The sequence below is a fragment of the Rhodoferax sp. ZS1R8 genome, from assembly GCF_056521325.1.
Map to the genome: position 1 here is coordinate 1,276,349 of NZ_JBWMBA010000001.1, position 11,668 is coordinate 1,288,016.

11 protein-coding genes are annotated in these 11,668 nt (G+C 62.3%); 5 read left to right on the top strand and 6 right to left on the bottom strand.

Going from position 1 to position 11,668, the window contains the following annotated elements:
* Positions 1 to 55 precede the first annotated feature (55 nt).
* The 4 genes from AC097P_RS05900 to AC097P_RS05915 form a co-directional block, all read right to left on the bottom strand.
* Positions 56 to 1,207, bottom strand: a complete 1,152-nt coding sequence (locus tag AC097P_RS05900) for a DUF2855 family protein (protein ID WP_479609427.1) — start codon at positions 1,205 to 1,207, stop codon at positions 56 to 58.
* A complete protein-coding gene (locus AC097P_RS05905; RefSeq protein WP_479609428.1) occupies positions 1,204 to 2,556 on the bottom strand; it encodes a hypothetical protein in 1,353 nt (450 codons plus the stop codon). Before AC097P_RS05905 ends, AC097P_RS05900 begins: the two co-directional genes overlap by 4 nt.
* Before the next feature lie 305 nt (positions 2,557 to 2,861).
* On the bottom strand, positions 2,862 to 3,290 hold the full coding sequence (locus AC097P_RS05910) for an organic hydroperoxide resistance protein (RefSeq protein ID WP_479609429.1): 429 nt from the start codon (positions 3,288 to 3,290) through the stop codon (positions 2,862 to 2,864).
* Positions 3,291 to 3,362: 72 nt separating this feature from the next.
* Positions 3,363 to 3,842 (bottom strand): MarR family winged helix-turn-helix transcriptional regulator, encoded by a 480-nt coding sequence (locus tag AC097P_RS05915; protein WP_479609430.1) that lies wholly within the window; start codon positions 3,840 to 3,842, stop codon positions 3,363 to 3,365.
* 127 nt (positions 3,843 to 3,969) lie between these two features.
* Between AC097P_RS05915 and AC097P_RS05920 the strand changes: the two genes are divergently transcribed.
* Positions 3,970 to 5,586 (top strand): GMC family oxidoreductase, encoded by a 1,617-nt coding sequence (locus tag AC097P_RS05920; RefSeq protein ID WP_479609431.1) that lies wholly within the window; start codon positions 3,970 to 3,972, stop codon positions 5,584 to 5,586.
* Between the two features lie 33 nt (positions 5,587 to 5,619).
* On the opposite strand, the gene AC097P_RS05925 is transcribed toward AC097P_RS05920, so the two are convergent.
* Positions 5,620 to 6,081, bottom strand: a complete 462-nt coding sequence (locus AC097P_RS05925; protein ID WP_479609432.1) for a hypothetical protein — start codon at positions 6,079 to 6,081, stop codon at positions 5,620 to 5,622.
* An 81-nt stretch (positions 6,082 to 6,162) separates the two neighbouring features.
* Positions 6,163 to 7,656 (bottom strand): AMP nucleosidase, encoded by a 1,494-nt coding sequence (locus AC097P_RS05930; protein ID WP_479609433.1) that lies wholly within the window; start codon positions 7,654 to 7,656, stop codon positions 6,163 to 6,165.
* A 96-nt stretch (positions 7,657 to 7,752) separates the two neighbouring features.
* Here AC097P_RS05930 and AC097P_RS05935 point away from each other — a divergent pair, with 96 nt between their 5' ends.
* The 4 genes from AC097P_RS05935 to AC097P_RS05950 all read left to right on the top strand — a co-directional run bounded on the left by AC097P_RS05935 (position 7,753) and on the right by AC097P_RS05950 (position 11,531).
* The gene (locus tag AC097P_RS05935; protein WP_479609434.1) at positions 7,753 to 8,085 is read left to right on the top strand and encodes a hypothetical protein; all 333 of its coding nucleotides are present in this window, start codon (positions 7,753 to 7,755) and stop codon (positions 8,083 to 8,085) included.
* Between the two features lie 16 nt (positions 8,086 to 8,101).
* Positions 8,102 to 9,265, top strand: a complete 1,164-nt coding sequence (locus AC097P_RS05940) for a dipeptidase (protein WP_479609435.1) — start codon at positions 8,102 to 8,104, stop codon at positions 9,263 to 9,265.
* Between the two features lie 86 nt (positions 9,266 to 9,351).
* On the top strand, positions 9,352 to 10,956 hold the full coding sequence (gene nadB, locus AC097P_RS05945; protein ID WP_479609436.1) for an L-aspartate oxidase: 1,605 nt from the start codon (positions 9,352 to 9,354) through the stop codon (positions 10,954 to 10,956).
* A gap of 251 nt (positions 10,957 to 11,207) precedes the next feature.
* Complete coding sequence (locus tag AC097P_RS05950) at positions 11,208 to 11,531, top strand: Imm32 family immunity protein (protein WP_479609437.1); 324 nt, start codon at positions 11,208 to 11,210, stop codon at positions 11,529 to 11,531.
* The last annotated feature ends 137 nt before the right edge of the window (positions 11,532 to 11,668 follow it).

An 11,668-nucleotide genomic window follows, 5' to 3' on the forward strand; every position in this document is an offset into this window, starting at 1 on the left:
CGAACTGACGCTAAGTTTTCACGTCGGGCCCCGCGCGCCGGGCGGGGTGTGGAGGCTAAGTCTGCTCAGCCAGGGACAACATATGCCCCAACCGCGGGTCACCCCTGCCACCCAGCACCTGCTGGTAGGCAGCTTGTACAGCTGCGGTGCCCCTGTGCTGCTCAACCCGCAGCCAAGGGCGCGCGGGTTGGGTGACCTCTGCCACAAAGGCCTGCCAGGACTGCACCAGGCGCTGGCCCAGGCCCTGGGGGCCCCAGTCAGCGCTGCGTTTCTTGATCTGTGCAGGGGCAAAGAACAGCGTGGCCTTGGGGCCGGGCAGGTCCTTGGCACCGCCCATGTCGGACACGTGGGTGGCGCCAATCGAACTGCTGTACTTCAGGCCGGTGCAATGCGAGTGCAGGGCTTTGCGGAAGGCGGCATTGCCCGCAAAGTCCACATAAATGCTGGGCGCGTTCGGAGCAATCTGGTCCAGCTGGTCGTAGGTCAATACCCGTTGGTAGCAGCCCAGGCTTTCGCAGAAGGCAACGTTGCCTGGCGACGTCAGCCCCACCACCTGCACGCCCGTACGCTGTGCCAGTTGGAAGGCCGTGCCGTAGGCCGTCTTGCTGGAGGCGCTGGACAGTAGCAATAGCGCGGGCTGTGCCGGATCAGCGGTGGCGCCAAAGAAGTCGTTGTCGGCCAGGAAGTCGTCGATCAACCACGAGGTGATGAACAGCGGCCGTAGCAGGGCCTGAACATCTTCACTGTCGGCTGTGTAAAACGGGTCGGTTGCAGAGCGTGTGTACTGGTTGTACACGGCGTGGAGCTGTGCGCGGTGCGGTGCCGAGTCCATGAACGATGCGGTCGACACTTTGCCCGGAGCCAGGTCGACAGAGCTCGACATTGGGAAGTATCCGTACAGGCGTTCGCCTACTGCCACATCTGCATGCCGCGACGCCACGACGGTGCCAAAGCCCCACACCGGTATGCGGCCCCACGGCGTGCCATCGGCATCCGCCTCTACCGGGAAAAACTGCCAGTACTGCATGGCGTCGCCCATCGCGGCATAGGTGATGTTGTTGGAGGTCAGCGCAAAGCGGGCAATGTCCACGCGCACTTGGCCGTCGGCCAATGCGGGCATTACGCCGGTACGCACAGTGGTGGTGCCCAGCTGGTCCTTGCGGACCAACAATTCAGTAACGGTAGCGGGGGTGTCTGATGGATTCATGCCCGCACCTTAATGCAAAGCGCCTGGCCCAACAAGCTGTCCGGGTCACCTGCGGTACAGAGCGCGGGCATTGCCGGCTTCAGACCCCGGTGCGCCGGAAACACAGCCACCACAGCCCTAGCGCCATCAAAAGCCATCAAAATGAGAGGGGATAGGAACGGTAGTAGGCCCAGCAGTACCATGGTCGGGATACCTATGGCCAGCCCGACAAACACAAAGCCCAATCCGTAGACCAGAGCCAGCACAACCGCAATGGCCAGCGCCACGGCGCCAAACCCTGCGAGCACTCCGGTGGAGCCAATTACCACGCCTTCGAGTCCGTCCACCGACAGGTCACCCACATATACCGGCATCCAGCCCGCAAACAGCCCCAGCATGCAGGCCACTAGGAGGCCAGCCAGTACGACAAGCAGCACGATGAAACTGTGGCCGAGCAACCGGGCCCACAAGCTGTGGATGGTTCGAGCAAATTGCCAAACGCGCCGCCATCCGGTGGCGGGCGCCAACGCCGTGGGAGATACCTGCAATGCTGTTGTGGACGGTGCCACAGTCTGGGTCCGGCGGCGTGCGCAGTCTACGAAGAACTTGGCCACCGTCAGCGCCAGCAGCAGTGGGATGGCCAGCAACAACAAGGTAACCCCGAGCACGACCCTCCAAGTCTCACCGATGACCGTGGTGTGGATGCTGTCCTTGACGGCCGGTGGCAGCACCAGCGGCGGGATGGAATCCGGCCGGGGAATGTCGAAGGTGGCTTCACCAGACGTAGCGCGAAAGGCGGTTACGGATTCGCGGGCTGCATCCTCCTTGGCCCGGGCCGCTGCCAGCATCTGGTCGAAGGCGTTCTGAGCGCTGCTAACATCGACTCCGTTGTCGCGCAGGTTCTCAATCGTCTGGTGGCGGATGTCTTCTATGGCGATTCGCGCATCCGCCGCCGCCTCCAGCGCGGTTTCCGCCGCATCGATAGCGGATTCTTGGACTGTCTCAGCGGCGTCGCGTGCGCGCTCGGTGGCAGCATCGACAAAGCCGGAGTAGGGCTGTGCCAGTTCGCCGCGGGCGCGCGTTATCCGTGTCTGCACGCGGTCCAGCTCGCCCAGGCGCTGGGCATCGGTGGTGCGCTTCCGCAGCGTATTGACCACACTTTGCGCCGCGTCCAACGCCTGGTTGCCAGCCGCGACGCCGACCTCGTGCTGGATGGCATGCCGCTCTGCGGGGCTCTCTCCCCTGTTCGCTAGGTGGATAACTTGCGTCGGCAGGCTGAACAGTACCAGCAGGGCCAACGTGGCGACGGCCCCCATCAGCAAGCCCAGCCAGGGCGTCTTGTGGATCAGATTGGCAAGTTTATTGAACATGGTGGTGGAGCCCGCAGCAGGTTGTGGAAAGGCTGGCGTAAACGGGGTATTCAGGGGGTGTTTACGCGCAACCGGGGTCACCTTACGCCAGCGCTGACGGGTGAACCAACGGCAAGGGATGGACTGCAGAATGTGGGGAATGAACTGCAGCCATGGGTGCCGAGTGGGTGCGGTTTTGCTTGAACGCTCAGTCAGCCCGTTTACGTAAGAAGGCCCCTGAAAGCACCATACAACCCAGAAAAAGGGTTGTATTGGCTTTCAAGGGCCTGTTGCTGCGTGCGCCGCTTGCGCGGCGTGGCGGGGTCTTAGACGACCGTGATGGTCACGTCAATGTTGCCACGGGTTGCATTGGAGTAGGGGCACACAGCGTGGGCCTTGTCTACCAGGGCTTGGGCGGCGGCACGCTCCATGCCGGGGATGCTGACGTTCAATTGCACTTCGATACCGAAGCCGGCGGGAATCTGGCCAATACCGACAGTGGCGTCGATGCTGGTGTCAGCAGGCAGTGCAATCTTTTGCGTGCCAGCGACGAACTTCATCGCGCCGATAAAGCAAGCGCTGTAGCCCGCGGCAAACAACTGCTCGGGGTTGACGCCATTGCCGGGGCCGCCCATTTCCTTTGGTACGGCGAGCTTTTGCTCCAGCAGACCGTCAGACGTACGGGTTGTGCCGTCACGGCCGCCGGTAGATTTGGCGTGGGCTTGGTAGATAACTTTTTCAACTTTGGTGACCATGATGAGGCTTTCTAGATAAATGCTCCAGTTTGGAGCGGGTGGGTAACGGGAGTATTCGGAAACGAAGTTTGCTTACAGCGCAGGCTCCGGGGCCAGTAGTGTTTGCATAGTGTCGCGAAGCTGCTGAATCTTGCGGTTCAACGACGCCAGTTCGCCCAGCGGCAGGCCGCTTTGTGCGACAACACAGTTGGGTATGAAGGCCGCTTGCGCCTGCAATTGCTTGCCCGCAGCACTGAGCCACACGTGGACACGGCGCTCGTCTTCGCTGGAGCGTTGGCGCGCCAACCAACCGGCGACTTCCATGCGTTTGAGCAGTGGGGTCAGCGTGCCGGAATCGAGGTTCAGACGCTCGCCCAGCGCAGAGACGCTCGGTCCATCGCCTTCCCACAGCACCAGCATCACGAGGTACTGGGGGTAGGTCAGCCCGAGGCCTTCCAGCATGGGCTTGTACAGCTTGGTCATGGCCAACGATGCCGAATACAGCGCAAAGCACAACTGGTTGTCTAGTAACTGAGACAGGTTGGGTTTGGACGTGAGGACTTTGGAGAGCATGGGGCTAATTGTAGTGAGCAATTAAATTGCACAAAATTTAATGTATCGAATACCCCTCGGGTAAGCCGGGGCTTGGCAGGCCTTGATGGCTAAGCTATCGTGCTCTAGGGTTTACAGAAAGCACAATATGGCAGACGCAACGTTGGACTACATCATCATTGGGGGTGGCTCGGCGGGTTGCGTGCTGGCCGCGCGACTGACCGAAAACCTGGGCGTCCATGTGGCGCTGTTGGAGGCAGGGCTCTCCGACAAAAGCGTGCTGATCCAATGCCCCGCCGGTCTTGCCTTGCTGGCCAAAACCGGCGACGCGAACTGGAAGTTCGAAACCACCGTGCAGCCGGGCCTGAACGGGCGGCGGGGCTACCAGCCGCGTGGCAAAGTTCTGGGTGGCTCCAGCTCCGTGAACGCCATGGTCTACATACGGGGCCAGCGCGAAGACTACGACAACTGGGCTGCGCAGGGCAATCCGGGTTGGGCGTATACGGATGTGCTGCCCTACTTCAAGCGCGCTGAAGACAACCAGCGCGGGGCGGACGACTTCCACGGCATAGAGGGGCCGTTGCATGTGATGGACCTGACCAGTCCCAACCGCCTGGGCCCGCTGTTCATAGAGGCCGGGCAGCAGGCCGGCCACCTGCACAACCCCGACTTCAACGGTATCCGCCAAGAAGGTGTGGGCATGTACCAGGTGACCCACCGCAATGGCGAACGTTGCAGCGCCGCCAAGGCCTACCTGACTCCCATCTTGAAGCGGCCGAATCTGCACGTGTTTACCGGTGCACACACCACCCGCATTCTGATGGAGCACCAGCGGGCGGTGGGCGTGGAGTTTGAGCACGAGGGCCAGACCAAGCAGCTGCGCGCCGCGCGCGAGGTGTTGCTGTGTGCGGGTGCGTTGCAATCACCGCAGATATTGATGCTGTCGGGCATTGGCCCGCGCAAGCACCTCGTAGAAAAAGGCATCGCCTGCGTGCACGATCTGCCGGGCGTGGGTCAACACCTGCATGACCATGTGGACGTGGTGCAGGTTGTCCGGGCGCCCAAGTTGACCGACAGCTTTGGCTTGTCACTGAGCGGTTCTTTAAGTGCCATCAAAGGGATTCTGGAATGGCGCAAATACCGCACCGGTACCATGACGACCAATTTTGCCGAGGCCGGGGGCTTTGTCAAAAGCCAACCCAGTGAACGCACGCCGGATTTGCAGTTCCACTTCGTCATTGGCAAGCTGGTCGACCATGGCCGGGCCACGGTGTTCGGCCACGGCTACTCGTGCCACGTCTGCCTGCTGCGCCCCTTGAGCCGCGGCAGCGTCACGCTGGCCAGCAAAGACCCGTTTGCAGCCCCTGTCATCGATCCCAACTTCTTAGGCGTGCGCGAAGACATGGAGCGGCTCAGCCGCGGTGTACGCATCATGCGCGAGCTGCTCTCCCAACCGGCGCTGGCAAGCCTCGGCGGCAAGGAGATGGCGCATTCGGCCGATGCCCAGACCGATGTGCAGATCGAACAGTTCGTGCGCGACTATGCCGACACCATCTACCACCCGGTGGGCACCTGCCGCATGGGCAAGGGTTCGATGGATGTTGTGGACCACGAGCTGCGGGTGCACGGCGTGCAGGGCTTGCGTGTTGTGGATGCATCCATCATGCCCCAGGTGGTCAGCGGCAATACCAATGCGCCGACCATCATGATCGCCGAGAAGGCAGCCGACATGATCAAGGTTGCGGCCACTGCAGCCCGGGCTTAGCGAGGTCTGCGATAGCGGTGCTGTACGCCCGCCTCAGTTGGCCACCTTGGTCGAGGCCCAGCCGTTGTCCAGAAATATCCAGTTCATCTTGGATACCGCATGCAGAGGACGAGTGGGCCAGGCGGCATTGACCTGGGGCTCGCCGGAGACCATTGCCAGCGTGACGGACTGCTTGGCATCGGTGCTGACGGGGCAGGTCCAGTTGCGTCCGTCTTGTATCGTGCAGCCCGTCAATTTGGACGAGGGCTCGTTGGCGCCCAATACCCAGAACAAGACTTCGCCGCGGGCCTGAAGCGCCCGGTAGCGATAGCGCGGCCCGGCGGTCAGTTCGCCAGTGCAGCGCTTGCCATCCCACGCGCCCTTGGCGCAGTCCACTGTGTAAATGGTGCGTTCTCCCTGGAAGGTTATCTTGTCTGTGGTCCAGATGAAGTAAACCATCAGGACCAGCAGAGAAAAAGCTATCCACTGAAGTTGTCTGCGTCTGCTTTTGTTCATGCTTTGTTTTTTTTGCGTCCAGCGCGTTGCAATGCCCCGACGTAACCGTCTGCGGCGTCGTACCCTGCTATTGGATACGCTTTATTGGAACGCCACTTCCTGGAAGCTGCGCAGCTTGCGGCTGTGCAACTGTTCCGACCCCTGCGCACGCAGCAGCTCCACGGCCCGCATGCCGATGCGCAAGTGTTGGTCGACCCGCTCGCGGTAGAAATGGTTGGCCATGCCGGGCAGCTTGATCTCGCCGTGCAAGGGTTTATCGCTGACGCACAGCAAGGTGCCATAGGGCACGCGGAAGCGGAAGCCGTTGGCGGCAATGGTGGCGCTTTCCATATCCAGTGCCACGGCGCGGCTCTGGCTGAAGCGGCGCTGGGGCTGGTTGTCGGGCAGCAGCTCCCAGTTGCGGTTGTCAGTGCTGGCCACGGTGCCGGTGCGCATGATGCTTTTCAGCGCCGCCCCCTTGATCTGCGTGACATCGGCCACGGCTTGCTCCAGTGCAACCTGGATCTCGGCCAGCGCAGGGATCGGCACCCAAAGTGGCAACTCTTCGTCCAGCACATGGTCTTCGCGCACATAGCCGTGGGCCAGCACGTAGTCTCCCAGCTGCTGGCTGTTGCGCAGGCCGGCGCAGTGGCCCAGCATGATCCAGGCATGCGGCCGCAGCACGGCGATGTGGTCGGTGATGTTCTTGGCATTGGCAGGCCCCACACCAATATTGACCATCGTGATGCCGGCGCGGTCGGCCCGTACCAGGTGGTAGCCCGGCATCTGCGGCAGGCGGGGCGGTTCCTTGCCCAGCGCGTCCACCGCCTCAGCGGGCAGGCCGACGCGGCGGGTGATGATGTTGCCCGGTTCCACAAAAGCGATGTATTCGCTATTTGGGTCCTTCATGGCCGCGTGGCCCAGCGTGATGAATTCGTCGATGTAGAACTGGTAGTTGGTGAACAGCACAAAGTTCTGGAAATGCTCGGGCCCGGTGCCGGTGTAGTGGCGCAGGCGGTGCAGCGAGTAGTCGACCCGCGGCGCGGTGAACAGCGCCAGCGGTTGCGGGTCGCCCGGACGCACCTGGTAGGTGCCGTTGGCTATGCCATCGTCCATGGCGGCAAGGTCGGGCAGGTCAAACACGTCGCGCATCAGCGTGCGGCGCTGGGCACTGAGGTTGCCTTCCACATGGTCGTTTTCGGCAAACGAGAAGTGCACCGGAATAGGTTGTGCGCTGGTTCCCACCTCCAACTCCACGCCATGGTTTTGCAGCAGCAGGTTGAACTGGTCCAGGTAGTAGTCGCTGTACAGATCGGGGCGGGTCAGCGTGGTCTCAAAACGGCCGGGTCCGGCCACAAAGCCATAGCTCAATTGCGCGCTGTCGGGGATGAAATTGCGCGACACCGTGTCGGTGTGGATGCGTACCAGCGGGTAGCAGGCGCGCACATGGCCCATGCTGTCGTCGCCAGACACAAAACGCTGCATGGCTTGGCGCAGGTGGGCAATGCTGCCGTCGTAAATGCGCATGACCTGGGCCAGGGCCGCTTTGGCATCGGTAAACCGTTCGGGGGCAATAAAGGGAGGTAGGTTTGACATGCGTCTATTGTGCCGTGGTCCGTGCCCGGGTGGCCGAGCAGCCCGGCTTCGGGTAGAGTGTGGGGTGGCCCTCCCACTTCGCAGGAATTTTCTCTGGTGCCAGATCCAAACGATCCCAACGACTCGCGATTCCACGAGACCGGCTTCCCCTCCCTACAGTGGGAAGAGGATGACCTGCCCACGCGCCCCATGCCCCTGCATGAGCGGCCGCTGCAGGCCCGCATCGACAACGAGATGGCCATCATTGCCGAGCACCACATGCGCATTGCGGTGGCCATCGAGAAATTTTGGGGCCACCGCGACTGTGTGGAATACCTGCAAAAGCTGATCATGAGCGGCGGCCACCAAGACGGCCAGTCGCGGGTCGGCTTTAAATCCGAAGTGTTGTCCGCGCTGATCAATCTGGCGTCGCTGCACAAAGTTGAGTGACAAGGGCCGCCCCGCGATGCGCAAGCTCCTGATAGGCACGCTGGTGCTGGCCGGTGTGGCGGCGGCCGTCTTTTTCAACGTCCCCACCATTGTCGACGGGCGCATGAACACCGTCACCCGCCCCGCGCCCTACCCAGCCAGCGCCCAGGCCACTACCGCGCACCAGGCCCAGTTTGTGGCCGACCTGCACGACGACGCGTTGCTGTGGAACCGTGACCTGTTGCAGCGCTACGAGCGCGGCCATTCCGACCTGCCACGGCTGCTGGACGGCCATGTAGCGCTACAAGTCTTCGCCACCGTCACCAAGACGCCCAAGGGCATCAACTATGAGCGCAACAGTGCCGACACCGACAGCATCACCATGCTGGCCATGGCCCAGCGCTGGCCAGTGGCCACCTGGACGAGCCTGCTGGCGCGCGCCCTGTACCAGAGCGACAAGCTCAAGCGGGCGGTGCAGGACAGTGATGGCCGGCTGGTGCTGGTACAAAGCCAGAAAGACTTGGCGGCCTTCACCAAGGCCTGGGCTGCAGACCCCCACCGCGTGGCCGCCGTGCTGGCCACCGAAGGCCTGCACCCGCTAGAAGGCAAGCTGGAAAACGTAGACCGCCTCTACGACGCCGGCTTCCGCATAGCCGGCCTGACGCATTTTTTCGACAACGAGGTCGGTGGCTCGGCCCACGGCATGGAGAAGGGCGGCTTGACCCCGTTCGGACGCCAGGTCGTGGCGCGGCTCGAGGCGAAGGGCATGCTGATCGATCTGGCCCATGCGTCCAAGCCGGTGATAGACGACGTGCTGGCCGTGGCCAAGCGCCCCGTGCTGGTGTCGCACACCGGCGTGGCCGGCACCTGCCCCGGGCCGCGCAACCTGACGGACACCCACCTGAAACGCATCGCCGCCACCGGTGGCGTGGTGGGCATAGGCTACTGGGAGGGCGCGGTGTGTGACCCTAGCGTGCCGGCCATCGTCAAGGCGATACGCTACGCGGTGGACCAGGTTGGCGTGGCGCACGTGGCCTTGGGCTCTGACTTCAATGGCGCGACCCGCACGCCATTTGACGTAACCGGCCTGCCCCAACTGACCGAAGGTTTACAAAAGGCAGGCTTCAGTGCCGACGACATCCGCGCCATCATGGGCGGCAATGTGCAGCGCCTGCTGTCGCAAAGCCTGCCTCTCGAATAACGCATCTTCAACCACAACCTTAAGCAAAATCGGCCTCTAGCCCCCGCCAGCTGCGCGTAAGCAGCTATTATTTTAGTAGCACTCGAATGACCAAAGACTCTCCCACAACGCAACACCATTTCGACGTACTGATCGTTGGCAGCGGCCTGGCCGGCCTGTCCGCAGCCTTGCACCTGGCGCCCACCCACCGGGTGGCCGTGCTAACCAAGCGCGCCATGTCGGATGGCTCCAGCAACTGGGCGCAGGGTGGCATTGCCGCCGTGCTGGCCGAGGGCGACAGCTTTGACTCCCATGTGCAGGACACGCTGGTGGCCGGGGCTGGCCTGTCTGAGCCAGCCGCTACCCGCTTTGTGGTGGAGCATTCGCCTGAGAGCATTGCCTGGTTGCGCGAGCTGGGCGTGCCGTTCTCACAAGAGGACGGCCATTTGCACCTGACCCGCGAAGGCGGCCACAGCGCCCGGCGCATCGTCCACGTGACGGATGCCACCGGCGCGGCGGTGCAGAAGACGCTGATCGAGACCGTGCGCCGCACGCCCAACATCACGCTGTTTGAGAACCACACGCTGGTCGATCTGATCACGCGCAACAAGCTGGATATCTCTTCTACGGCCAACCAGTGCCTCGGCCTGTACGCACTGGATGAGGCCACCGACGAAGTGCACACCTTCAGCGCCCCGCACACCATTTTGGCCACCGGCGGCGCCGGCAAGGTCTACCTGTACACCACCAACCCTGACACTGCCACCGGCGACGGCATTGCTGCAGCGTGGCGAGCCGGTTGCCGGGTCACGAATATGGAGTTCATCCAGTTCCACCCCACCTGCTTGTACCACCCGCATGCCAAGTCTTTTCTGATCACCGAGGCGGTGCGCGGCGAGGGCGGTCGCCTGCTGCTGCCAGAATCGGCGGGGGGCACCCGCTTCATGCCCCAGCATGACGAGCGAGCCGAGTTGGCACCGCGCGATGTCGTAGCCCGCGCCATCGACTTCGAAATGAAGAAGCACGGCCTGGACTGCGTGTACCTCGACATTTCGCACCAGCCGCTGGCCTTCATCCTGGAGCACTTTCCCAATATCTACGCCCGCTGCCTGGAGCTGGGCATCGACATCAGCAAACAACCCATCCCCGTGGTGCCGGCCGCGCACTACACCTGCGGCGGCATCCACACCGACCTGATGGGCGCCACCGATATCCCCGGCCTGCACGCCATTGGTGAGACGGCCTACACCGGCCTGCACGGCGCCAACCGCCTGGCCAGCAACTCGCTGGTCGAATGCATGGTGTTCGCCCGCGCGGCGGCCACCCACATTCTTGCTACACCGCTGGCTGTGCCCGCCGCATTGCCAGAGTGGGACGACAGCCGCGTGACGGATGCAGACGAGGCCGTGGTCATCTCGCACAACTGGGACGAACTGCGCCGCTTCATGTGGGACTACGTGGGCATCGTGCGCACCAACAAACGGCTGGAGCGCGCATCCCACCGCATCGCGCTGCTGCAGGGTGAGATCCATGAGTTTTATGCCCACTTCCACGTGACGCGTGATCTGCTGGAACTGCGCAACCTGGTGCAGGTGGCGGAGCTGATCGTGCGCTCGGCGCATTCGCGCCATGAGAGCCGCGGGCTGCATTTCAGCCGGGACTATCCGGACATGATGGACAAGGCAGTGCCTACGACGTTGACGCCGGATTGAGTGCGGGTCGGTTGCTTTTCTGTGGGGTGAGTTGCGCTCGGCCGGTTCGTGCCAAGATTTGTTCGGGGCTGGCGGACCGGGTATCCGTTCCCTGGCCGTCAGTCGCGGACGTCATTGCCAGGTCGCAGGCAGTCTTTCGTTAACGCCGTGTTGGGTGCGCCTGTTCTGTGGCAACCGCGAGTTGAGGCCGATGAACGGATACCCGGTCCGCCAGCCGGGTGGGGTTGTTGGGTAGAGTGAGCGGGGGTGCCATGAATAACGCAACTCAGTTTTGGGGCGGAAGCGGGCATTTGCGAATATCCACAGAATCAGAGAGATCTAAATACTTTGAGACGCATATGAAATTTTATGGCTATGCAGACGAAGGGCTTTCGCCCGAGGCGATCGTCCCCTCTGTGCTTATGGAGGTAACGCTAAGTGCAACTCCATCTGAGCTTCTTCTGATGGCCAATTTCCTAACTTTTTGCTCGCAGGAAATGGAGCGCATGGGTGAAAAATATGACCACATTCACCTATCGGACAGATTGAAGGAATTCAAAAAGTCGCCTCATTTTGTCGTGGCTATGTCGTCTTAGCTACACCTGCATCGAGGCGGAGGACTAAACCGCTCGCGCGGTAGCCCCTCTCCAGCGCATGTAGTTTGCGCTGAGTACCTGTGCATGCCTATGTTGTGCAATGAGGCAATTGGCCTCGGTTCACAACAGGAGCACAG